Annotated in this window: 20 protein-coding genes; 8 read left to right on the forward strand and 12 right to left on the reverse strand. The window is 62.7% G+C overall.

What is annotated here, in order from left to right:
• Nucleotides 1-24: 24 nt before the first annotated feature.
• From OU997_RS09700 to OU997_RS09720, 5 genes are all read right to left on the reverse strand, one after another.
• Entirely contained in the window at nt 25-636 is a 612-nt protein-coding gene (locus tag OU997_RS09700; RefSeq protein ID WP_108487931.1) for an ABC-type transport auxiliary lipoprotein family protein, read from the reverse strand.
• On the reverse strand, nt 633-1550 hold the full coding sequence (locus OU997_RS09705) for an MlaD family protein (RefSeq protein ID WP_267809752.1): 918 nt from the start codon (nt 1548-1550) through the stop codon (nt 633-635). The genes OU997_RS09700 and OU997_RS09705 overlap by 4 nt, the downstream gene beginning before the upstream one ends.
• Nucleotides 1550-2335, reverse strand: a complete 786-nt coding sequence (locus OU997_RS09710; RefSeq protein ID WP_267809753.1) for an ABC transporter ATP-binding protein — start codon at nt 2333-2335, stop codon at nt 1550-1552. Before OU997_RS09710 ends, OU997_RS09705 begins: the two co-directional genes overlap by 1 nt.
• Nucleotides 2335-3480, reverse strand: a complete 1146-nt coding sequence (locus OU997_RS09715; protein WP_267809754.1) for an MlaE family ABC transporter permease — start codon at nt 3478-3480, stop codon at nt 2335-2337. The genes OU997_RS09710 and OU997_RS09715 overlap by 1 nt, the downstream gene beginning before the upstream one ends.
• Before the next feature lie 80 nt (nt 3481-3560).
• Nucleotides 3561-4487, reverse strand: coding sequence for an exopolyphosphatase (locus tag OU997_RS09720; protein WP_267809755.1), 927 nt, complete (start codon nt 4485-4487; stop codon nt 3561-3563).
• A 189-nt stretch (nt 4488-4676) separates the two neighbouring features.
• On the opposite strand from OU997_RS09720, the gene OU997_RS09725 reads away from it, so the two are divergent.
• A complete protein-coding gene (locus tag OU997_RS09725; protein WP_090250378.1) occupies nt 4677-5018 on the forward strand; it encodes a cupin domain-containing protein in 342 nt (113 codons plus the stop codon).
• Between the two features lie 56 nt (nt 5019-5074).
• On the opposite strand, the gene OU997_RS09730 is transcribed toward OU997_RS09725, so the two are convergent.
• Nucleotides 5075-5728, reverse strand: coding sequence for a DUF3313 domain-containing protein (locus OU997_RS09730; RefSeq protein ID WP_267809756.1), 654 nt, complete (start codon nt 5726-5728; stop codon nt 5075-5077).
• A gap of 66 nt (nt 5729-5794) precedes the next feature.
• Nucleotides 5795-6733 carry a class I SAM-dependent methyltransferase gene (locus tag OU997_RS09735; RefSeq protein WP_267809757.1) on the reverse strand — a complete coding sequence of 313 codons (939 nt, stop codon included), beginning with the start codon at nt 6731-6733 and terminating at the stop codon, nt 5795-5797.
• 150 nt (nt 6734-6883) lie between these two features.
• On the opposite strand from OU997_RS09735, the gene OU997_RS09740 reads away from it, so the two are divergent.
• The 3 genes from OU997_RS09740 to OU997_RS09750 all read left to right on the forward strand — a co-directional run bounded on the left by OU997_RS09740 (nt 6884) and on the right by OU997_RS09750 (nt 9503).
• Nucleotides 6884-7486, forward strand: coding sequence for a nitroreductase family protein (locus OU997_RS09740; protein ID WP_108487924.1), 603 nt, complete (start codon nt 6884-6886; stop codon nt 7484-7486).
• Between the two features lie 175 nt (nt 7487-7661).
• The gene (locus OU997_RS09745) at nt 7662-9152 is read left to right on the forward strand and encodes a flavin-containing monooxygenase (protein WP_267809758.1); all 1491 of its coding nucleotides are present in this window, start codon (nt 7662-7664) and stop codon (nt 9150-9152) included.
• A gap of 180 nt (nt 9153-9332) precedes the next feature.
• Complete coding sequence (locus OU997_RS09750) at nt 9333-9503, forward strand: hypothetical protein (protein ID WP_177479901.1); 171 nt, start codon at nt 9333-9335, stop codon at nt 9501-9503.
• Between the two features lie 70 nt (nt 9504-9573).
• Here the strand turns inward: OU997_RS09750 and OU997_RS09755 are convergent, their stop codons facing one another.
• From OU997_RS09755 to OU997_RS09765, 3 genes are all read right to left on the reverse strand, one after another.
• Nucleotides 9574-11931, reverse strand: coding sequence for a putative bifunctional diguanylate cyclase/phosphodiesterase (locus tag OU997_RS09755; protein ID WP_267809759.1), 2358 nt, complete (start codon nt 11929-11931; stop codon nt 9574-9576).
• Nucleotides 11928-12572 (reverse strand): methylamine utilization protein, encoded by a 645-nt coding sequence (locus tag OU997_RS09760; RefSeq protein WP_267809760.1) that lies wholly within the window; start codon nt 12570-12572, stop codon nt 11928-11930. The genes OU997_RS09755 and OU997_RS09760 overlap by 4 nt, the downstream gene beginning before the upstream one ends.
• 68 nt (nt 12573-12640) lie before the next feature.
• Entirely contained in the window at nt 12641-13540 is a 900-nt protein-coding gene (locus OU997_RS09765; RefSeq protein WP_267809886.1) for a LysR family transcriptional regulator, read from the reverse strand.
• A gap of 120 nt (nt 13541-13660) precedes the next feature.
• Here OU997_RS09765 and OU997_RS09770 point away from each other — a divergent pair, with 120 nt between their 5' ends.
• The 4 genes from OU997_RS09770 to OU997_RS09785 all read left to right on the forward strand — a co-directional run bounded on the left by OU997_RS09770 (nt 13661) and on the right by OU997_RS09785 (nt 18509).
• Nucleotides 13661-14929 (forward strand): 3-hydroxyacyl-CoA dehydrogenase, encoded by a 1269-nt coding sequence (locus OU997_RS09770; RefSeq protein ID WP_267809761.1) that lies wholly within the window; start codon nt 13661-13663, stop codon nt 14927-14929.
• On the forward strand, nt 14926-16716 hold the full coding sequence (locus OU997_RS09775; protein ID WP_267809762.1) for an acyl-CoA dehydrogenase C-terminal domain-containing protein: 1791 nt from the start codon (nt 14926-14928) through the stop codon (nt 16714-16716). The genes OU997_RS09770 and OU997_RS09775 overlap by 4 nt, the downstream gene beginning before the upstream one ends.
• A 71-nt stretch (nt 16717-16787) precedes the next feature.
• On the forward strand, nt 16788-17951 hold the full coding sequence (locus OU997_RS09780) for an iron-containing alcohol dehydrogenase (protein WP_267809763.1): 1164 nt from the start codon (nt 16788-16790) through the stop codon (nt 17949-17951).
• A 111-nt stretch (nt 17952-18062) separates the two neighbouring features.
• Nucleotides 18063-18509, forward strand: coding sequence for an acyl-CoA thioesterase (locus OU997_RS09785; protein WP_267809764.1), 447 nt, complete (start codon nt 18063-18065; stop codon nt 18507-18509).
• On the opposite strand, the gene OU997_RS09790 is transcribed toward OU997_RS09785, so the two are convergent.
• Together OU997_RS09790 and fdhD are read right to left on the reverse strand one after the other, a co-directional pair.
• Entirely contained in the window at nt 18506-20827 is a 2322-nt protein-coding gene (locus OU997_RS09790; RefSeq protein ID WP_267809765.1) for an FdhF/YdeP family oxidoreductase, read from the reverse strand. The two genes, OU997_RS09785 and OU997_RS09790, sit on opposite strands and share 4 nt — an antisense overlap.
• The gene (gene fdhD / locus OU997_RS09795) at nt 20824-21666 is read right to left on the reverse strand and encodes a formate dehydrogenase accessory sulfurtransferase FdhD (RefSeq protein ID WP_267809766.1); all 843 of its coding nucleotides are present in this window, start codon (nt 21664-21666) and stop codon (nt 20824-20826) included. Before fdhD ends, OU997_RS09790 begins: the two co-directional genes overlap by 4 nt.
• Nucleotides 21667-21702 lie beyond the last annotated feature (36 nt).

Below are 21702 nucleotides of genomic sequence, written 5' to 3' on the forward strand. Positions count from 1 at the left end.
CGCCCCTCGCAAAAACACCTCAGTTTATTTTTGCTGCGCTGTCTGGCCTTGGGTCAGGGTCCATTCCAGCACCTCACGGGCCAGTTGGTCGCCGGCCTGGCCGAAGGCGTTGACCACTGCTGGCACTGAGGTGTCGCTGGCGGCCTGGCTGACTTCGAAACGTCGGCTGGCGAGGATGCGCAGGCTGCCGCTCTGTACCAGGCGGGCTTCGAACAGGATGCGCGCGGCTGGGCGGCCGTTTTGGTATTCGCTGTGGAAAGCGCGCAGGTCGCCGTCCAGTTCAAGGTCGGCCTGCAGGCGGCTGTCATCGCTGCTGACGGCCTTGAGGCGGCCGTCGTCGAGGAAGGCGTCGATCAGCCGGTCGCGCAACAGCAGTGGCGCACGGTCGCTCCAGCGCACGCCCTGATAAGCGCTGATCTGGTCGCCCGGCGGCAAGACGGCAATCCGTGTGCTGTCGAGCAATTGGCTGCTGTAGGGCTTGTTCACCCGCAGCGCCCAGTCGGCACTGACGTTATGGCTGGGCAGGCTGCTGGAGGGCAGGCGGTAGATGCTCAGCACCTGGCTTTTCGGCAATACCGAACAGGCAGTCAGGCTGCCGATCAGCAACAGGGCTGTGAGCAGGCGAAGACGACTCATGGTTGAAACTCCTTGATGGTGTCGCTGCGCAGCAGATAACCAGCCGGGTCTTCCTCCAGGCGGCGGGCGAAGGAGCGCAGGGCGCTGAGGGTTTCGCGCAGTTCAATGATGGTCGGGCCCAGCTCGCCGATGCCCTGCATACCGCCATTGAGAGCGCTGCGATTGTCGCTGAGCAGGCGTTCGATCTCGCTGCTGCTGCGCTCCAGTGAGGTGATCATGCGCCCGGCACTGTGCAGCGCGTCATGGCCGGGGCCGCTGAGCAGTTGATTGGCGTTGCGCATCAGGCTGGCCGCTTCCTGGCTGGCGCTGCTCATCTGCTGCAAGGCCAGACGCAGTTCATCGCGCTGCTCGGCCACGCTGGCGCTGGTTTGTTCGACGTTCGCCAGGGTGCGGGAAACCCGCTCGATGTTCTCATCGGAGAACAGTTGGTTCGCCCGGTTGAGCAGCCGGGTGACGCTGAGCACCAGGTCTTCACCGTTGGCCATCAGGCGAGTCAGCGGTGAGGGATCGGCAATGATCTCCGCACGTTTGCCCTCTTTTCCCACCAACACCTGGCTTTTCGGCGTGCCGCTGTGCAATTGGATCAACGCCGCACCGGTGATGCCGGTAATCGACAGGCGTGCGCGGGTGTCTTGTTTGATCGGCGTGCTGGCGCTGACGCGGATGTGCGCGCGGACCTTGCGCGGGTCTTTGGGGTCCAGGCGCAAGCTGATCACATCGCCCACTTTGATACCGCTGTATTGCACGGCGCTGCCGGCCGAGAGCCCGCTGACCGCCTCCTTGAAGATTACGTCGTAATCGTGAAACGCCTGATCCGAACTGGCCTTGCTCAGCCACAGGGCAAAGCCCAGTGCGCCGGCCACCATGAGCACGGTAAACAGACCAATCAACACGTGGTGGGCACGCGGTTCCATCAGGGGCTCCCTGGCGCGCCGTTGGCGGCCTGTTCGGCTGCGCGTCCGCGCGGGCCGTGAAAATAATCGTGAATCCATGGGTTGTCGGTGGCGGCCACCACGTCCAGGCGGTCGGCCACCAGCACGCGTTTTTCCGCCAGCACGGCCACCCGGTCGCAGATGGTGTAGAGCGTGTCGAGGTCATGGGTGACCAGAAATACGCTCAAGCCCAGCGCATCGCGCAGGGTCAGAATCAGTTGGTCGAAGGCCGCCGCGCCAATCGGGTCAAGCCCGGCGGTGGGTTCGTCGAGAAACAGAATGTCCGGCTCCAAGGCCAGCGCCCGCCCCAGTGCCGCGCGCTTGATCATGCCGCCCGACAGCTCCGTGGGGTATTTATCGCCTGCTGTGCGCGGCAGCCCGACCAGTGCCAGTTTGACCTGGGCCAAGCGTTCGGCCGAGGCACGGCTAAGGCCTGCGTGTTCGATCAGCGGCAGGGCGATGTTTTCCGTCACCGTCAGTGAGGAAAACAGCGCGCCACGCTGATAGAGCACACCAAAGCGTCGTTCCAGCCGCGAGCGCCGCTCGGGCGACAGGCTCAGCAGTTCTTCGCCGAACACCCTCACGGTGCCGGCGTTAGGCTGGCGCAGGCCGAGAATGCTGCGCAGCAGCACCGATTTGCCGGTGCCCGAACCACCGACCACGCCGAGCACTTCGCCGCGGTACAGGTCCAGCGCCAGGTCCTGGTGCACGGTCTGCGTGCCAAAGCGGTTGACCAGGTGGCGCACTTCGATAATTGCTTCGCCCATCACCAGCCCATCTCCATGAGGAACAGCGCGGCGAGGGCGTCGAGTACGATCACCACAAAAATTGACTGCACCACGCTGGAGGTGGTGCGTTCACCCACCGACTGCGCGCTGCCGGTGACTTTGAAGCCTTCCAGGCAGCCGATGACGGCGATCAGAAAGGCAAAAATCGGTGCTTTGGCCATGCCCACCAGAAAGTGCTTGAGGGCGATGTTTTCCTGCAGCATGGCCAAATACATGGCCGGTGAAATATCCAGGCTGAGGGCGCACACCACCGCGCCGCCGAGGATGCCGCTGAGCATGGCGATAAAGGTCAGGATCGGCAGGGCGATCAGCAGGGCGAACACCCGTGGCAGCACCAGCAGCTCCAGCGGATTGAGCCCCAGGGTGCGAATGGCGTCGATTTCTTCATTGGCTTTCATCGAGCCGATTTGCGCGGTAAAGGCGCTGGCCGTGCGCCCGGCCATGAGAATGGCGGTGAGCAGCACGCCGAATTCGCGCAAAAACGAGAACGCCACCAAGTCGACCGTGTAGATGCTCGCGCCAAAGTCGGCGAGCACTGTGGCGCCGAGAAAGGCCACCACCGCACCGACCAGAAAGGTCAGCAGGGCCACAATCGGCACCGCGTTCAGCCCGCTCTGCTGCACATGTGCGACCAGCGAGGTGATGCGCCAGCGGCCAGGGCGCAGCAGGATGGCGAACATCGCGGCCAGGGTCATGCCGATAAAGCCGAGCAGGGTCACGGCCTGTTGCCACAACTCTTCCACGGCCTGGCCGATCTGCCCGAAAAACTCGCGCCAGGCCGGTATGCGTTTGGCGGGTTCAACATCGCCCGCTTCGGCAATTGCGCTGCCCACGGCTTGCAGCAGGGCGCGGCGTTCAGTGCTCAGGTGCGGTGCCTGCTGCGTCAGTTGTGCCAAACGCTGGCTGCCGAGCAACTCCACCAGCAGGGCCGCACCGGCCGTATCGAGGGCGTTGAGCGCATCCAGATCGATAGGGGCGTCCGTCGGCAGACGACCGCGCAGGCCCTGCACCTGCGCTTCGAGGACGGCGTAGTGGGCCAGCGTCCAGTCGCCACCGATACGCAACCCAGAAGGCGCATCCGTGCGGCTGGATTCAAGCGGCGTAATAAAAGGGGCTGTACTCATGCGGCACAGCTTACCCTTGTCGCAGCGCATCCGCCCAGCGTCCGGCGAAGAGAGCGGTCACCGGGCTTGGTGAAATGGGCTTAACCGTCTGCAGTGATTTCGGCAATCAGCTCGCGCAGGGCTGCTTCGGCCTCCTCGTTGGCCAGCTGGCAGGTGCCGGCATTGGCATGACCGCCGCCGTTATAGCTCAGGCATAGCTCGCCGACATTGGTATTGGAGCTGCGGTCGAGGATCGATTTGCCGATGGCGAACACGGTGTTTTGCTGTTTAACGCCCCACATCACGTGGATCGAGATATTGCACTGCGGGTAGAGGGCGTAAATGACGAAGCGGTTGACCGCATAGATTGTCTGTTCGTTGCGCAGATCCAACACCACAAGGTTGTGGTACACCGTGGCACAGCGCTGGATCTGCGCCTGGGCCTCACGTTGATGATCCAGATACAGCGCCACGCGTTCTTCAACATCCGGCAGCTGAAGAATTTCATTGATGCCGTGGGTCTGGCAAAAGTCGATCAGCTGCATCATCAGCTGGTAGTTGGAAATACGGAAGTCACGGAAACGGCCGAGGCCGGTGCGGGCATCCATGATGAAGCTCAGCAGCTCCCAGTCTTGCGGGTCGAGGATGTCTTCGCGGCTGAATTGTGCGGCGTCAGCTTTGTCCACGGCCTCCATCATTTCGTCCCAGTCCCTCGGGAATACATCGTGACCGCCGTAGTGCTTCCACACCACTCTGGCAGCCGAGGGGGCGTCAGCATCGATCAGGTGATTGCTCGCAGGCTGGTTGCGGATGGTTTCGCTGAGGTGATGGTCGAAGGCCAGGTAGCAGCCAGGCACGTAGGGCAGGTTAGTTGTGATGTCGTTGCTGGTGATCGCCACCTTGCCGTCCTGCATGTCCTTGGGGTGGACGAAGAGGATGTCGTCGATCAGCTTGAGGTGTTTGAGTAGGGCGGCGCACACCAGGCCGTCAAAATCACTGCGGGTGACCAAGCGGTAAGAACTGGACATAGAGCATCTCCGGAGCGGGTAAGCGGCGTTAAGAACGTATAGGCTCTCTTCAAGGTAGCACGCGGTTTATCCCTCAGCCTGGCAGGTGCGACTGCGCTTCCAGGCAGCTGAAGGTCGACCTCAGGACAGCTACGGGCAGGCTATGGCTCTAGGCTTCGGCTGTTTTCCTACCGACCTCAGGAGCCACCTATGTCACCGATTACTGTACTGCGTGATACCCAGCCGATTCCGCTGCTGGATGCCTGTAAGTGGACGCGCATCGCCGGCGAACCGCACACCGTCAATCTCAACGCCTACACCTCGGCCGACGGTAGCAAGATCATGGGCACCTGGATCTGCACGCCTGGCAAATGGCAGGTGGCCTATGAAAAGTGGGAGTACTGCCACTTCCAGGAGGGCTATTGCATCATCACCCCGGAAGGTCAGGCACCGATTCATCTGCGTGCTGGCGATATCTTTATCGTCGAGCCGGGGATGAAGGGCACCTGGGAGGTGGTGGAAACCGTGCGCAAGTACTTTGTGTTTGCCTGATCCGGTCAGTGCCTGTTGGCAGCCAATGCGGTATTGGCTGCCGGGTCAGTGTTGTTTCAGGGCCTGAAATTGCGGGCATCCTGAGCCCAGGCATCGAGTGCCGGTTTGAGGTCCTTGAGTTGCAACTGGGTGCTGTCATTTTCCAGCTTCAGGCCATGCCCCTTGCGTACTACGCGGGTCACTGGCGCGCTGGTGCGGCCGTCAACGGCTTCCAGTTCGACGTAGATTTCGGTGTTCAGGTCGCGGGTGCCGGCGGCTGTGCTGGCGGCAGCGGCAACCAAGGCGACAGGCACCACTTCATAGACTTTGAGTCCTTCCGGTGAGAGGTTTACCGCAGTAATAGCTGAGCGTAAGACCAGCGTGTCGCGATCTGCATGCTCAACGATGCGCAACCGTCCAGCCAACTCCAGGCGTATCGCCTGTTGCAGGTACAGGGCGATGTTATCCAGGGTCTGTTGGCTGACTTGGCTATTGGGGGTTGGGGCGGGATAAAACTGTGGCCGTTCGACCAGTACCGAACGGTAATTTTCGGCCTTGAAGTCGGGCGAAATCCAACGCATGACCGGTGCGCCGCTGGCCGATTGCGCCGGCTGCAACTGCGAGTAGTCGCTGAGAAAGCCCGAATACTGCGACGGGGTGGGCGTTTGGCTGGCGCATCCGGCCAGCAGTAGAACGGTGGTCAGGGCAAATACAGGGGTAGTGAGCTTCATCACAAAGGTCTCGGTTGCGGGCAGTTGTCTAACTGTAGACCAGGCTTGAAGCCTGTTCTGCATGAGCTAGTGGAGTTGGAATGCCAGGGCTTTGAGGGCGCTGTCCGGCTGGCTATCGGGGAATTCCGGCGGGTTGCTCAGGCGTTCGACAAAGCGCAGGCCCGGCGCTTCATCGGCCATGGCCTGAATCAGGTAATTCGGGCCGATTTCCGGCTCATTGCTGCAGGCCAGCACTAACCCGTTCGCGCTCAACAGTTCTGGCAGGCGGCGTAGCACCTTGGGGTAATCCTTGCTCAGCACAAAGCTGCCGCGCTGAAAGGAGGGCGGATCGATGATGATCAGGTCATAGGGCCTGTACTTGGCCACCTTGCCCCAGGACTTGAACAGGTCATGGCCCAGAAACACCACCTGGCTGAGGTCGTGCTGGTTTAGCCGGTGATTGTCACGGCCACGGCTGAGTGCGGCCCGAGCCATGTCCAGATTGACCACCTGCTGCGCGCCGCCGGCCAGTGCGGCCACCGAGAAGCCGCAGGTGTAGGCGAACAGGTTGAGCACGCGTTTACCCGCTGACTGGGCTTGGACCCATTGGCGGCCATAGCGCATGTCGAGAAACAATCCGCTGTTCTGCTTTTTGCCCAGGTCGAGGCGGTAGTGCAGGCCGTGCTCGCAGATATCCCAGTGCTCAACCGGTTCACCCAGCAGCCACTGCGTGGGGCTCTCGGGCAGGTAGCGCTGCTGCAGCAACAGGCTGTGCGCGCCGCTCTGTTGCCAGGCATTGGATTGACTGAGGTCGCGCAGCATCTGTTGCAGCGCGGCCAGTTCGGCATCGCTCACCGGCTTGAACAGTGCCACCAGCACCACACCTTGCAGCCAGTCCACAGTGATCTGTTCCAATCCCGGCCAGCAGCGGCCACGGCCGTGGAGCAGGCGACGGGTTTCACTGGGTGGCGCAGCCAGGGCGTTGCACAAATGTTGCTGCAGGACGGCAAGGGCGGTGGGGTGCATGGTCGTGGGCCTGTTTGTGAGGCCGCGATTTTAGCAGGCGCGTCATTACCATCGTCTGCTTCGATAGTTTCTATCGCTAATGGCGTTTGGCATTCGTGCAGCCAAGTGCCTAGCATTGCCTTCTCTTTCAACCGCATTTAAGGAACGACCATGCACATTGATGAAGCCATTCGCAGCCGCCGCGCCGTCAAGGGTTATGACCCGGCATTTACGCTGAGCGAGGCCGAGAAGGATGAGTTGCTGCAACTGGCGCTGCTGGCCCCGTCGGCGTTCAATCTGCAGCACGTGCGCCTGGTCGAAGTCAGCGATCCAGCGCTGCGTCAGCAACTGCGTGAAGTGGCCTGGGGCCAGGCGCAAGTGACCGATGCCTCAATGCTGGTGGTGGTGTGCGCGCAAGTCGACAGCTGGGAACAGAATGTCAGCCGCGTCTGGGAAGGTGCTCCGCAAGAAGTACAGGCCTATATGGCTGGCGCCATCGACACCTATTACCGCGACAAACCGCAGGTTCAGCGTGACGAAACCATGCGCAGCTGCGGCCTGATGGCCCAGACCCTGATGCTCGCCGCACGCGGCAAAGGCCTGGACTCCTGCCCGATGGATGGTTTCGACTTTGAGGCGGTGGCCAAGCTGATCAACCTGCCGGATAACCACGTGATCGCCCTGATGGTTGCGGTAGGCAAGAAGACCCTCGAACCCAAGCCGCGCATCGGCAAACTGCCGTACAACGAGGTGGTGTTGCGCAACCGCTTCTGATTGTCAGGCAGATGGCTGCGCGCTTCGGTCATTCTTCAACTATCACTGTGGTCAGCCTGCGGCTGTTCACACCACTAAAGGTTGGATGACAAACGCGTTGTGGGGGGTGAATCTGGCGGGCATGCGGGCGCTATACATTGCCCTGCCGCCATAAGAACAAGCCTGAGGAGCCCCCATGTCTGCCGAACATCTGGATGTCTTGATCATTGGTGCCGGCCTCTCCGGCATCGGTGCGGCCTATCACCTGATGAAGCATTGCCCCGGCAAGCGCTTTGCCATCCTCGAAGGCCGTGCGGCATTGGGCGGCACCTGGGACCTGTTCCGTTATCCGGGCATTCGCTCCGACTCGGACATGTTCACCCTCGGCTACAACTTCAAACCCTGGACCAACCCGCTGGCGATTGCTGACGGTCCGTCGATCCGTCGCTATATCGAAGAAACCGCGCAGGAAAACGGTATTCAGGAAAAGATCCGCTTCCGCCACAAAGTGCTCAAGGCAGACTGGTGCAGTGAGCGCGCCACCTGGACCTTACAGGTACAGCGCGGCGATGACGCCGAGTCGGTCAAACTGAGCTGCCAGCATCTGCTGATGTGCACGGGCTACTACCGCTATGAGGCGGGCTACACCCCCGAGTTCAAAGGCCGTGACCTGTTCCAGGGCGAATTTATCCACCCGCAGCTGTGGCCGGAAAACTTCGATTACAGCGGCAAGAACGTGGTGGTGATCGGCAGCGGCGCGACAGCCGTGACGCTGGTCCCGGCGATGGCCGACAAGGCCAGGCACGTGACCATGCTGCAACGCTCGCCGACCTATGTGGTGAGCCTGCCGCAGGGTGATCCGATCTCTGATGTACTGCGCAAGTTTCTTCCGGAAACCTGGGTCTACCGTCTGGCTCGCACCCGCCAGGTGGCGATCCAGCTGGGCTTCTACAAACTTGCCAAGGCGTGCCCCAACCTGGTGCGCAAGGCATTGCTGGGCCTGGCCAGGCATCAGCTGGGTAAGAACTTCGACATGCGCCACTTCAGTCCGCGCTACAAACCCTGGGATGAGCGGGTATGTGCGGTGCCTAATGGTGACCTGTTCAAGGTGCTGCGCCAGGGCAAGGCCTCGGTAGTGACCGAACATATCGATGGTTTCACCGCCAAGGGCATCCGCTTGAAGTCCGGCGAGGAGCTGCCGGCGGATGTGATCATCAGCGCCACGGGCCTGGAATTGCAGCTGTTTGGCGGTATGCAGGTGGCTGTGGATGGGGTGCCCTTCGATGCGGCCAAGAGCATGGGCTATCGCGGCATCATGCTGCGCGATTTGCCCAATGCCGCTGTGGTACTGGGGTACACCAATGCCAGCTGGACGCTCAAGGCTGATCTTTCCAGTGAATACTTTTGCCGCCTGATCAATCACATGGATGCTACTGGCATGCGTCAGTGCACCCCACGTGACAGTGCGCGTCAGGTCAAGAGTGCGCCCTTCCTCGACCTGGCATCTGGCTATATCCAGCGCGCCGCGGACAAAATCCCTACTCAAGGCGATCGCGCGCCCTGGAAGCTCTATCAGAACTACCTGCTGGATTTGGCGCTGCTGCGCTATGGAAAGGTAGAAGACGACTACCTGGCGTTCAGCTCACCGCATGTCGGCGAGTCCACTGCCGCTGCTACGGCGGTCTAGAATTGAATCTGATGTAAGCCAAACGCTATATCAACCTGATGCGTTGAGCCTACAGCGATGTGGCCATTTGCCGCTTTGGTGGTTGGCACAAGGCCACTATGCTCTGTAACAGCTATCACGGATGAATGGCCAGGTGTACTTGGCTGCTGTCACAGAGGAGTCCTCTAGAGGATGCGTAGAATGGAATCGCTTCAGCAAGAACAGCGCTATTTGCCAGAACTGCGAGCACATATCGACAAGCTGCTGGCCAAGGGGTGGGTAATTGCCGAGCGCAATCCACTGACCCTGCAGTCCGGTCGCAAGACCTATATGGTTGTGCACGGTATGTTGATTGGTGACGCTGCGTTCTAAAGCTTGTCCAGTCGGTTTCCCAAACCACTGCCGGTCCTAGTGATCGGCAGTGGTTTTTCTATGCGCCTGATCAACCCGATGTGCGAGGCAGTTGCCAGTGGGTTGCCGCCAGCCAGCTGGCAAACGCGGCGGGTGGCAGCGGTTTGCTGAGCAGGTAACCCTGGGCGATGTCGCAACCGAGCTGATCCAGACGGTCGAGAATGGCCTCGGTTTCCACCCCTTCGGCAACGATCTTCAGGCCCATGTTGTGGCCCAGCTCGATGGTCGAGCGGACGATGATGTCGTCATCGGGATTGCTCAGCAGGTCAAGCACGAAGGACTTATCGATTTTCAGCTCATGCACCGGCAGGCGCTTGAGTTGGGCCATGCTTGAGTAACCCGTGCCGTAGTCGTCGATCGACAGTTTCACGCCCAATTCGCACAATTCCCGCAATTGCCCCATGGCCAGTTCCGGGTCGGCCATCACCGCGCTTTCAGTGATTTCCACAATCAGGGCGGATGGCGGCACGCCATGCTCGGCCAGTTGCGCGGCGATAAAGCCAGCAAAGCCGGGATCGGCCAGATCCAGTGCGGAGATATTGATCGCAGTCATCAGCGCCAGCCCCTGTTCCTGCCAGGCGCGACTCTGCGCCACGGCGGTGTGCACCACCCAGCGGGTCAGGGCGCAAACGTTGCCGGTCTGTTCGGCCAAGGGGATAAATTCGTCCGGCGGAATAAACCCATGCACCGGGTGAATCCAGCGCACCAGGCATTCCACGCCATACAGGCTGCGCGTACGGATATTCAGCTTCGGTTGGAAATACAAGCTGAGCTGCCCGCCTTCCACCGCGCCTTTCAACTCGCTCATCAATGCCAGGCGCAGCAGGCTGTGGCGGTCCAGTTCTGGGCGGTAGAGGGCGTAGGGCGAGCGCTGCTGTTTGCCCAGGTACATCGCCACTTCGGCATGCTGCAGCAGGCTGCCGGCGCTTTCACCGTGGTCCGGATACAGGGCGATGCCAATCGTGGCGTTGAGGGTCATGCTGATGCCGCGCACGGCGAATGGCTCGTGCAGGGCGGCGCGGTAATGCTCGGCGGCAGGGATCAGCCAGCCGGGCTGGCAGGGGCTGATCAGCAGCGCAAACTCGTCACCACCGAGGCGCGCCAGTTGCTCGGTGGGGCGTAGCAGCACCTGCAGGCGCGCGGCGAGCTGGCAGAGCAGCTGGTCACCGGCGTCGTGGCCGAGGGTGTCGTTAAGGTCCTTGAAGTTGTCCAGGTCCATCAGCAGCACGGCGACGCCTGCGCCTGGCGGACACTGCGTCAGGGCCTGTTGCAGTTCGGCGACAAAGCGGTTGCGGTTAGCCAGTTCGGTCAGCGGGTCACGGTAAGCGAGAAAGCTGATGGTGGTTTCGCGCTCGGCAATGCCTTGCTGCATGGCGACGAATTCACGGGCGAGCAAGCCGACTTCGCCGCTCGCCTGCGTCTCCATAGGTACCTGATAGTCGCCGCTGGCGATGCGCCGCACGTTGTCGACCATCTGGCTCAGCGGCCGGCTAACGGTGTTGGCAATCCACAGCGCGCCGAGTCCGGCCAGCAGCAGGGCGATGGTAAAGATGGTTGCCAGCTGCCATTGCAGCGGTTGGTAATCAGCCAGCTCGGCGGCCAGCGAGCGCATCAGCAGCACCTGCAGTTCGCTACTGGTGTCCACTAGAGGTGCGCGCAGGGCCACCTGTTCCAGTCCCTGTAAATCGAAGCGGAACACGCCCTCAGCATTGGGCAGCAGCTGGCTGGCCAGCTCGGCCCGAGGCAACGCCTGCAGGTTGCTGGCGAGTACCCGGTATTGGCCTGGGCGGCCATCAATGAACGCTACGTCAGCGCCACTAAGGCGCGCCAGGTGCGCGGTGGCCTGGTCATCCAGCTCGAAGGCCATCAGTAGCCAGCCCATCAGGTTGGGGCGCGGGGCGAAAATCGGCGTGGCGTTGACATGCAATACGCGCTCGCCAAATACCACCAGGCGCTCCTCACTCTGTGGATCATCCACATCGAACATGGCACTCCAGGGCAGTTCCGCGCCGGGCAGCAGTTCACCGCTGGTGCCTGCGAGAATCAACCCTTCGGGGGCGCTGACCAGGGCAAAGCTGGCCTGGCTGCGCGAGGCAAACGACTCCAGTGCTGCAGACAGTGATTGCGCTTCCTGCTGGGGGCTGGCGATCAGGTCGGCGATTTCGCCGAGCAGGGTGAAGTCCTTGGCGATCAGATCGGCCATGGCGCTCTGCGCCTGGCGGCGGCTTTGCAGCTCGTTACTTAGCACGGCATGGGCGAAGTTCAGCTGCCCGGCCACCTGACTCAGGGTGTGTTGATACGTGGAGCGATAGACCAGCGCCAGCAATAACACCATGACCGTCAGCAACAACAGCAGAAAGAAGCCGAGAATCTTGCCGCGCAGGGTCATGAGGCGTAGTCACCTTTGGTCATGGGGCGGGCTTTTGGTTCTTTCGGGCGCGGGTCGCGTTTCAGCGTGCCGGTCAGTTGCCAGGTCAGCGTGCCGTTGCTGGGCACGGCGCGGCTCAGGGCTTCCTGCGGGTCGGCGATGCGCGGGTGCCAGAGCTGCAGGGTTTGCCCAGCGGCGGCCTCGAAGCTCAGGCGGGCCTTGCCCTGGCTGTCGGTCTGGGCAAACCAGGGAGTGTCGAGTACCAGGATAAAACCGAGCATCCAGTCATGGATATTGCAGCCCAGGGTGACCAGGCCAGGCTGGTCGAAACGCATCTCCTGGGGTGCGGCCTTCTGCTGGTGCAGGCGCAGTTCGAAGCGCTTGGCCGGCGAGAAGGAGTAAACGTGGTGGTTGATCGGGTCGGCGTTGGGGAAGCTCACCGTGGTACCGACCTGCACGGGCAGAACATAAGGGGTGAACTGGCGCTTCTGCTGGTCCATCACCGCATGGCTGGGTTGGCTTTGCGCCGGGCCGGGTTCGATCCACAGCACGGCGTCGCTGAGCGGTTTGCCCTGATTATCGAGCAGCACGATTTGCAGATTCTGGGCCTGTGCCAGTGTGCCCAGCACCGCCAGCAGCAGCGCCAACGCCGATTTCAGCATGATCGATTCCCCAAGGCCGCACGACAGTAGCCGTCAGTATAGGAAGGCTTTGTCCGGCTGCCGGGTGATCAGCGCTGACCGATCTGCTGGATCTGTTCAATCAGCCACTGCAGTGCCGGGTCGCGTTGGCGCTGGGCCAGGCTGACAATTTCCAGGTGAAACGGGCCGAGAGCGAACGGCAGCTCGAACAGTTGCAGCGGCAGCAGGCGGGCAAAGTGGCGTGCCAGTTGGGTCGGCAGCACGGCAACCAGTTCACTGCTGGCGACGATATGCGCGGCCTGCAGGTAATTGGGCGTGGTGTAGCGAATCTCCCTGCACAGGCCCTGTTCGCCCAGCCATTGGTCGACCATGCCGCGGGTCTGACCGCCGTGTACCCACAGGTGGCGCAGCTGCAGAAAGGTCGGCAGGTCCATCGGTTGATTGCCCAGGGGATGGTCGCGGCGCAGCGCCAGTTGCAGGGTTTCACTCATCCAGTGCTGGCGGGCAAAGCGCGCGGGGATGTCCTCGAAGCGCCCCAGCACCAGGTCCAGCTCGCCCTTGTCCAGCGCTTCGGCCGGCAGGCTGGGGCTCAGGTGGCGGATGTCGATGCGCATGCCGGGTGCCTGCTGGCTGAGTTGTTCAAGCAGGAGCGGCATGCAGATCAGCTCGACATAGTCGGTGACGGCGATGCTGAAGTGCTGGCGGCTGTTGGCCGGGTCGAACACGTCGCCGGCACTGAGGCTCTGTTCCAGTTGCTGCAGGGCCGCGCGGATCGGCGTTTCCAGCGCCTGGGCGCGCGGCGTGGGCTGCATGCTGCGGCCCACCCGCACCAGCAGCGGGTCGTCGAGCAGTTCGCGCAGGCGATTCAGCGCGTTGCTGACTGCCGGCTGGCTCAGGGCCAGGCGCTCGGCCGCGCGGGAAACGTTCTGCTCACGCATCAGCGCATCGAACACGCGCAACAGGTTGAGATCGAAGGTAGAGAAATTCATCTGCTGAATACGACTTATCACAAGACTAAATTTCAAAAATAGTAGCGCCTTGCTTAAGGTGGCTGGCGAATTTTCTTTGCAGCACAGGCATTTCGTTCGGCACTAATCAGAGGAGTGGACATGAGCAAGGCATTCGAGGTTCGACAGGCCGCCGTGATCGGCGCGGGCACCATGGGTCGCGGTATCGTTATGAGCCTGGCCAACGCCGGCATTCAGGTCCTGTGGCTGGACAACAACCCGCAGATGCTCGAGCAGGCCATGAAGGTGGTGGCCGAGACCAATGCCCATAACCTCAAGCTGGGACGGATCAGCGCCGAGCAGTCGGTCGCGCGCCTGGCCTGCGTCACTCCGGTGGGCGACTACGCCGCGCTGGCAGATGCCGATCTGGTGATCGAAGCGGTGTACGAGAACCTTGAACTCAAGCAGCAGATCTTTCGTACGCTCGATGCGACCTTGAAGCCCGGTGCGATCCTCGCCAGCAATACCTCTGCGCTGGATATCGATGCGATTGCCGCCGTTACGGCGCGCCCGCAGGACGTGCTCGGTCTGCACTTCTTCAGTCCGGCGCACATCATGAAGCTGCTGGAAATCGTGCGTGGTGCCAAGACTGCGCCGGCGGTACTGGACGCGGCACTGGCCCTGGGCCAACGCATTGGCAAAGTCAGCGTGGTGGCGGGTAACTGCGACGGCTTTATCGGCAACCGCATGCTGCACACCTATGTACGCGAGGCGCGCATGCTGCTGCTCGAAGGGGCTTATCCGCATCAGGTCGACGCCGCGTTGCAGGGCTTTGGTTTCGCCATGGGCCCGTTCCGCATGTATGACGTAGTCGGCATCGACCTGGAGTGGCGCGCCCGCGAGCTGGCCGGCAAGGGCCAGGATGATCCGGCGGTGCAGGTGGATAATCGCCTGTGCGGCTTCGGCCGTTTCGGCCAGAAGGCGCGTATGGGCTACTACCGCTACGCCGAAGGCAGTCGCCAGGCCGAGCACGACCCTGAAGTGGATGCGCTGGTGCAGCAGGTGTCCGAACAGCTGGGTTTCACGCGCCGCGACATTGACCCCTCAGAGATTCTCGAGCGCTGCCTGCTGGCACTGGTTAACGAGGGGGCGAAAATCCTCGAAGAGAATATCGCCGCCAACAGCCACGACATCGATCTGGTCTACCTCAACGGCTACGGCTTCCCCGCCGACAAGGGTGGGCCGATGAGCTGGGCCGACAGCCAGGGTGTGGCGGCGATTCATGACCGTTTGAAGGCGCTGCAGGCGGCGTTCGGTGAGCACTGGCTGCCGGCACGCCTGATTGGAAAGCTGGCCAGCAGCGGCCAGCGCTTTGCCGACGTGCGGGTCGCCGACGTGCGGGTATCCGACGTGCAGGAGGGCCGGGTATGAGTTACCAGGCCCCGTTGCGCGATATGCGTTTTGTCCTGCACGAGCTGTTCGATATCAGCGGCCACTGTGAACTGCTCGGCAACGGCCTTGACCGCGAGCTGATCGATGGCGTGCTGGAGGAGGGCGCGCGTTACGCCGCCGAGGTGGTGGCGCCGCTGAATCGCAACAGTGATGAACAGGGTTGCCAGCTCAACGATGGCCAGGTGCGCACGCCGGATGGCTTTGCCGAGGCCTATCAGCAATATGTCGATAACGGCTGGGCGAGTATGACCGGGCCGAGCGAATACGGCGGCCAGGCGCTGCCGCAGATGCTTGCGTGCAACTTCCACGAGATGTTGATGGGCGCTTCGCTGTCGTTCCGCGTGTATTCCGGGCTGACCGAAGGCGCGGTGCTGGCGCTGTACAAGCACGGCAGCGAAACCCTTAAAGACACCTATCTGCACAAGCTGGTGAGCGGCCAATGGACCGGCACCATGTGCCTGACCGAGCCGCAGGCCGGCACCGACCTGGCCCTGCTGCGCACCAAGGCCGAGCCGCAGGCGAATGGCAGTTTCAAGGTCAGCGGCAGCAAGATCTTTATCAGCGGCGGCGAGCAGAACCTCTCGGAAAACATCATTCATCTGGTGCTCGCCCGTCTGCCGGATGCGCCAGCCGGGGTGAAGGGCATCAGCCTGCTGCTGGTGCCGAAATTTATCGCCGCGGCCGATGGCACGCCGGGCGAGCGCAATGCGCTGTCTTGCGGCGCCATCGAGCACAAGATGGGCATCAAGGGCGCGTCCACCTGCGTGATGAATTTTGATGGCGCCACCGGCTGGCTGATCGGTGAAGCCAACCAGGGTCTGGCCTGCATGTTCACGATGATGAACGACGCGCGCTTTCAGGTCGGTTTGCAGGGCTTAGGCATCGGCGAAGCGGCCTTCCAGGGCGCGCTGCGGTATGCCCGCGAGCGCCTGCAGTCGCGCGCGCTGAGCGGGCCGGCGGAGCCGGGCAAGGCGGCCGATCCGATCATCGTTCACCCCGATGTGCGGCGCATGCTGCTGACGCAGAAAAGCCTGGTCGAAGGCAGCCGTATGCTCGCCGTCTACTGCGCGCGCCAGCTTGATCTGGAGCACGCTCATCCGGACGCCGCGGCGCGCAAGGCCGCCGGCAAGCGCGCGGCGCTGCTGATTCCGATCGTCAAAGCCTTCTTCACCGACATGGGCCAGGAAGTCGCCAGCCATGCCGTGCAAGTGTATGGCGGCCATGGTTTTATCCGCGAGTGGGGCATCGAGCAGCTGATGCGCGACAGCCGTATTACCCAGTTGTATGAAGGCACCAACGGCATTCAGGCGCTGGACTATATCCGCCGCAAGGTGCTCGGTGACGGCGGTGCCGAGCTGTCGGCGCTGCAGGCCGAGTTCAGCGAACTGTGCGACGCTCAAGCGGGCCGCCTGGCATTGGCCGAGATGGCCAAGAGCGTGCAGGCGCGCCTGGGCGAGTGGCGCGAGCTGAGCAGCGCAGTGATTGCGGCTAGTCAGCGCGATGTGCAGGAGATCGGCGCGGTGTCGGTGGATTTCCTCCAGTATTCGGCTTATGTGCTGCTGGCCGGCTTCTGGCTGCAGGCGGCGGCGCGGGCGCAGGATGCCCTGGAGGCGGGCCATGGCGAAGCGGCGTTCTACCAGGCCAAATTGCAGTCGGCCGACTTCTACCTGCGCCGGGTGTTGCCACGGGCCAGCGCCCATCGCGAGTCGCTGCTGGGCGGTGCTGACTGCCTGATGGCTATGGATGAGGCGAGTTTCGCTTTTTGACCGAAGCGCGTAGCGTGAGTGCAATTCACGCTGCTGTACGAGCCATTTATTACAACAAGAGGATCACCCCCATGCAGCCCTTTAGCTTTGCCACCACGGCGCAGATTCTGTGCGAGATCGGTGCGTCCCGGCGTCTGGCCGAGCTGTGCCGCGAGCGCGGTGCGCAGCGGGTGCTGATCGTCACCGATCCGGGCATCAGCAAGCTCGGCCTGCTGGCGGATGTGCTGCCAGGCTTTGCCCGCGCCGAGCTGACCGTCGAGGTGTTCGATCAGGTGGTCGCCGACCCGCCCGAGGCGATTTTGCGGGCAGCGGTTGCGCAGGCTCGTGCGCTTAACGCGCAGCTGATCGTTGGCTTTGGCGGCGGCAGTTCGATGGACGTGGCCAAGCTGGTGGCGCTGCTGGCCCATCCCGACTGTGGCCAGGAGCTGGCGCAGATTTACGGCGTTGGCAATGCCCGAGGCCAGCGCTTGCCGCTGATTCTGGTGCCGACCACCGCCGGCACCGGTTCGGAAGTCACGCAGATTTCCATCATCACCACCGGTGAAACCACCAAGATGGGCGTGGTTTCGCCGCTGCTGCTGCCGGACCTGGCGCTGCTCGATGCCGAGCTGACCCTCGGCCTGCCGCCGGCGGTCACCGCCGCCACCGGTATCGATGCCATGGTGCATGCCATTGAGGCCTACACCAGCGCGCTGAAAAAGAATCCGCTGTCCGACCTGCTGGCCCGCGAAGCGCTGCGTCTGCTGGCGGCCAACCTGGATGAAGTGGTGCACAACGGCGGCAACCGCGAGGCGCGTCAGGCCATGCTGCTGGGCTCTTGCCTGGCCGGTCAGGCGTTCGCCAACGCGCCCTGTGCAGCGGTGCATGCACTGGCCTATCCGCTGGGCGGGCATTTCCATATTCCCCACGGCCTGAGTAACGCCCTGGTGCTGCCGCATGTGCTGGCCTTCAATGCCAGCGTGGCCGCGCCGCTGTATGCCGAGCTGGCACCGCTGGTGCTGGGGGATCAGCTACGCGCGGGCAGCGCGACTCAGCAGACTGAGCAGTTGATCGGCGCACTGGCCGATTTCAGCCTGCGCAGCGGCCTGCCGACGCGTCTGCGTGATGCCGGCGTACCGCAGGACATGCTGCCGACGCTGGCGCATGACGCCATGCTGCAACAGCGCTTGCTGGTGAATAACCCACGCGAAGTGAACGAAGCCCAGGCGTTGGCCATCTACCAAGTGGCGTATTGATTCATAGCGCGTAGGGTGGACATGGCGTAGCCGTGTCCACCTCCCGCTGGATAAATGGCGTACAAGCCTTCGGCATGCACGCCCTACGGTCTTCTTGCCCAAGGATTCCCCATGAACCAACCCCAACACCTGCGCAGCGATTACCGACACTTCCAGCCGCTCACCACGCGCTGGCATGACAACGACGTCTACGGCCACGTCAACAACGTCACCTACTACAGCTTCTTCGACAGCGCGGTGAACACCTACCTGATTGAAGTCGGCGGCCTGGATATCCATCACGGCAACGTGGTGGGCTTTGTGGTCAGTTCCAGCTGTGATTACTTTGCCTCCATCGCCTTCCCCGAGCGCATCGAAATCGGCCTGCGGGTCGGCAAACTGGGCAACAGTTCGGTGCAGTACGAGTTGGCCGTGTTCAAGGCCGATGAAGATGAAGCCTGTGCGGCCGGACGTTTTGTCCACGTCTTCGTCGACCGCAGGAGCAACCGCCCGGTGAGCATCCCCGAGAACCTGCGCGCAGCGCTGACGGTGCTGCTGATGGACTCGGCAGGCGGTTAAAGAATGCGCATGGGCGCCTGATGCGCGTGCAGGCGAATCGCCACGTACTTCGAGGTTGGGGTAAAGCTGCCCGCGCCAAAACTCTGCAGCGGCACCAACGGATTGGCTTCCGGGTAGTAGGCGGCGGCCTGGCCAGCGGGAATGTCGAAGGCCAGCAGGGTAAAGCCCATGACCTTGCGCTCGATGCCGTCATCCCAGATCGACTGGATATCGACCTGCTGCCCCGGCTGGAAACCCAAGCGCAGGATGTCGGCCTCGTTGACGAACAGCACCTGACGCTGGCCTTTGACCCCACGGTAGCGGTCATCCAGACCATAAATGGTGGTGTTGTACTGATCGTGGGAGCGCAGCGTCTGCAGGATCAGGTCCGGCGTTTGCCCGCTGCTGCGCACTTGCGGCGGCAGCAGGTCGGCGGGCAGCGGATTGGCCTTGAAGTTGGCCTTGTGGCTGGCGGTCAGCCAGCGGCGTTCGGCAGCGGCGTTGCCCAGGTAGAAACCGCCGGGGTGTTGCAGGCGCTGGTTGAAGTCGCTGAAGCCGGGAATGGTGTCGGCAATCAGCTCGCGGATGCGCCGGTAATCGGCAATCAGCGCGTCCCAGTTCACCGGATGGTTACCCAGCGTAGCCTTGGCGATACCGGCAATGATCGCCGGCTCCGAGCGCATCTGCGCCGACAGCGGTTCGAGCTGGCCGTAGGAGGCGTGGATCATGCTGAACGAGTCTTCCACGGTCACCGCCTGCGGGCCGCCGGCCTGGTGGTCGATATCGGTGCGGCCCAGGCACGGCAAAATCAGCGCGTCGGCTCCGGTGGTCAGGTGGCTGCGGTTGAGCTTGGTGCTGATCTGCACGGTCAGCGCGCAGCTGCTCAGCGCGGCATGGCTGCGCGGGCTGTCCGGGGTGGCCTGGGCAAAGTTGCCGCCCAAACCGATAAACACTTTGGCCTGGCCGTCGAGCATGGCGTTGATCGCCTCGACGGTGTTGTGGCCCTGCGCGCGCGGCACCTGGAAGTTAAAGCGTTGCTCCAGCGCATCGAGAAAGGCTGCCGATGGGCGCTCATTGATGCCCATGGTGCGGTCGCCCTGCACGTTACTGTGGCCGCGCACCGGGCACAGGCCAGCGCCGGGGCGGCCGAGGTTGCCGCGCAGCAGTTGCAGGTTGACGATTTCCTGAATGGTCGCCACCGAGTTGTGGTGCTGGGTGATGCCCATGGCCCAGCAGATGATCACCCGCTCGGCGCGGCGGTAGAGCAGGGCGGCATGCTTCAGTTCGTCCAAGCTCAGGCCGGATTGCTCGACCAGCGAATCCCAACTGCTGGCATCCAGCAGCGCTAAATAGTCGTCCACGCCGTGGGTGTGTTCCGCGATAAACGCCAAGTCGAACACCGCCGGCTCGCCCTGGGCCAGCGCTTCGCGGTGCCATTGCAGGAGGAACTTGGCCATGCCGCGCAGGGCGGCTAAATCGCCGCCCAAGGCCGGGCGGAAGAACGCGGTGTTGAGCGGTTCGGAGCCGTTGCTGAGCATCTCCAGCGCATGTTGCGGATGCTGAAAACGCTCCAGACCGCGCTCCTTCAGCGGGTTGAAGCACACCACTTGCGCGCCACGTTGGACCGCCTCGCGCAGCGGTTCAAGCATGCGCGGGTGGTTGGTGCCGGGGTTCTGCCCAAGCACGAAGATCGCATCGCTGTGCTCAAAATCAGCGAAGGTCACACTGCCCTTGCCGACGCCCACGCTCTGCCCGAGGGCCACGCCGCTGGCTTCGTGGCACATGTTCGAGCAGTCGGGAAAGTTGTTGCTGCCAAAGGCGCGGACGAACAGTTGATACAGGTAGGCCGCTTCGTTGCTGGCGCGGCCGGAGGTGTAGAACTCGGCCTGATTAGGACTTTGCAGCGCATTCAGGTGCTCGGCGATCAGGGCGAAAGCGGCGTCCCAGCTGATCGGTTGGTAATGATCGCTGGCGGCGTCATAGCGCATCGGTTCGGTCAGGCGGCCCTGGTATTCCAGCCAGTAATCGCTTTGCTCACGCAATTGGCTGACGCTGTAGCGGGCGAAAAAGGCGGCGTCCACACGGCGCTTGGTGGCTTCCCAGTTGACCGCTTTTGCGCCGTTCTCGCAGAACTTGATGTGGCCGTCTTCCGGTGAATCACCCCAGGCGCAGCCGGGGCAGTCGAAGCCGCCGTGCTGGTTGGTTTTGAGCAGGGCACGCAGGTTTTTGAAGGGCTGCTTACTGTCCAGCCAGAAGTGCGTCACGCTGCGCAGCGCGCCCCAACCGGCGGCGGCGCCGGTGTAGGGTTTATAGCGTGGCTTGATCGGTTGCAGGCTCATGGCTGGGCGGCTCCGGATGCGGCCGGGCTGTAGACCCGTGGTGCGCTGTGCTGGGGCAGGTGAATCAGGTTGAGGTTGTGCTGGCGCGCCCACTGCACGCTGAGGGTGGTCGGCGCAGACAGGCTGACCAGGGTGCCGATGCCAGCGCGCAGGGCCTTGTGGATCAGCTCCAGGCTGCAACGGCTGGTGACCACGGCAAAGCCCTGGCGCGGGTTTTCCCCTGCGCGGTGCAGGGCACCGAGCAGCTTGTCGAGGGCGTTATGCCGGCCGATGTCTTCGCGGCACAGGCGGATCTGCCCCTGATCATCAACAAACAGCGCAGCATGCACGGCGCCGCTGTGGCGGGCCATGGTTTGTACGGTTTGAATGCGCGTGCGCAAACCTTGTAAATGAGCGGCTGCCGGCAGGGGACTGGGCGTGAGGCTGGGCAATTGCGGCAGGGCTTGTTCCAGCGCCTCCACCCCGCACAGGCCGCAGCCGCTGTTGCCGGCCAGCGTACGGCGCTGCTGCTTGAGCGCCCAGAAGGCGCGGTTGCTGACCTGCACCTCGGCGCTGATGGCGCTGTCGTGCTGCTGGAGGCGAATATCGTAGACCTCATCGAAGCTGTCGATCAGACCGGCACTCAGGCTGAAACCGTAGATAAAGTCTTCAAGGTCGCTGGGCGACACCATCATCACGCTGTGGCTGATGCCGTTGTAGCTGATCGCCAGGGCGGTTTCGCTGGCCAGCGCGGCGGCGCCGTCCTGCGGTGCGTCCGTTAGTTCGACATAGCAGTAGGTGGGCGCTGGCAGCAGTATCGGCGCGGATTCTTTAGCGATGGTCGGGGCGTGACGTGGCATGAGCAGGCTTCCCGGCAGCGAGGCAATAGCGCCAGC

This window comes from Pseudomonas sp. SL4(2022) (genome assembly GCF_026625725.1).
Lineage (GTDB): Bacteria > Pseudomonadota > Gammaproteobacteria > Pseudomonadales > Pseudomonadaceae > Aquipseudomonas.

Excerpts from the sequence above, each read along its gene's own strand:
- OU997_RS09700 (WP_108487931.1), bottom strand. The coding sequence starts at position 636 with ATGAGTCGTCTTCGCCTGCTCACAGCCCTGTTGCTGATCGGCAGCCTG.
- OU997_RS09705 (WP_267809752.1), bottom strand. The coding sequence starts at position 1,550 with ATGGAACCGCGTGCCCACCACGTGTTGATTGGTCTGTTTACCGTGCTC.
- OU997_RS09710 (WP_267809753.1), bottom strand. The coding sequence starts at position 2,335 with ATGGGCGAAGCAATTATCGAAGTGCGCCACCTGGTCAACCGCTTTGGC.
- OU997_RS09715 (WP_267809754.1), bottom strand. The coding sequence starts at position 3,480 with ATGAGTACAGCCCCTTTTATTACGCCGCTTGAATCCAGCCGCACGGAT.
- OU997_RS09720 (WP_267809755.1), bottom strand. The coding sequence starts at position 4,487 with ATGTCCAGTTCTTACCGCTTGGTCACCCGCAGTGATTTTGACGGCCTG.
- OU997_RS09725 (WP_090250378.1), top strand. The coding sequence starts at position 4,677 with ATGTCACCGATTACTGTACTGCGTGATACCCAGCCGATTCCGCTGCTG.
- OU997_RS09730 (WP_267809756.1), bottom strand. The coding sequence starts at position 5,728 with ATGAAGCTCACTACCCCTGTATTTGCCCTGACCACCGTTCTACTGCTG.
- OU997_RS09735 (WP_267809757.1), bottom strand. The coding sequence starts at position 6,733 with ATGCACCCCACCGCCCTTGCCGTCCTGCAGCAACATTTGTGCAACGCC.
- OU997_RS09740 (WP_108487924.1), top strand. The coding sequence starts at position 6,884 with ATGCACATTGATGAAGCCATTCGCAGCCGCCGCGCCGTCAAGGGTTAT.
- OU997_RS09745 (WP_267809758.1), top strand. The coding sequence starts at position 7,662 with ATGTCTGCCGAACATCTGGATGTCTTGATCATTGGTGCCGGCCTCTCC.
- OU997_RS09750 (WP_177479901.1), top strand. The coding sequence starts at position 9,333 with ATGGAATCGCTTCAGCAAGAACAGCGCTATTTGCCAGAACTGCGAGCA.
- OU997_RS09755 (WP_267809759.1), bottom strand. The coding sequence starts at position 11,931 with ATGACCCTGCGCGGCAAGATTCTCGGCTTCTTTCTGCTGTTGTTGCTG.
- OU997_RS09760 (WP_267809760.1), bottom strand. The coding sequence starts at position 12,572 with ATGCTGAAATCGGCGTTGGCGCTGCTGCTGGCGGTGCTGGGCACACTG.
- OU997_RS09765 (WP_267809886.1), bottom strand. The coding sequence starts at position 13,540 with ATGAATTTCTCTACCTTCGATCTCAACCTGTTGCGCGTGTTCGATGCG.
- OU997_RS09770 (WP_267809761.1), top strand. The coding sequence starts at position 13,661 with ATGAGCAAGGCATTCGAGGTTCGACAGGCCGCCGTGATCGGCGCGGGC.
- OU997_RS09775 (WP_267809762.1), top strand. The coding sequence starts at position 14,926 with ATGAGTTACCAGGCCCCGTTGCGCGATATGCGTTTTGTCCTGCACGAG.
- OU997_RS09780 (WP_267809763.1), top strand. The coding sequence starts at position 16,788 with ATGCAGCCCTTTAGCTTTGCCACCACGGCGCAGATTCTGTGCGAGATC.
- OU997_RS09785 (WP_267809764.1), top strand. The coding sequence starts at position 18,063 with ATGAACCAACCCCAACACCTGCGCAGCGATTACCGACACTTCCAGCCG.
- OU997_RS09790 (WP_267809765.1), bottom strand. The coding sequence starts at position 20,827 with ATGAGCCTGCAACCGATCAAGCCACGCTATAAACCCTACACCGGCGCC.
- fdhD (WP_267809766.1), bottom strand. The coding sequence starts at position 21,666 with ATGCCACGTCACGCCCCGACCATCGCTAAAGAATCCGCGCCGATACTG.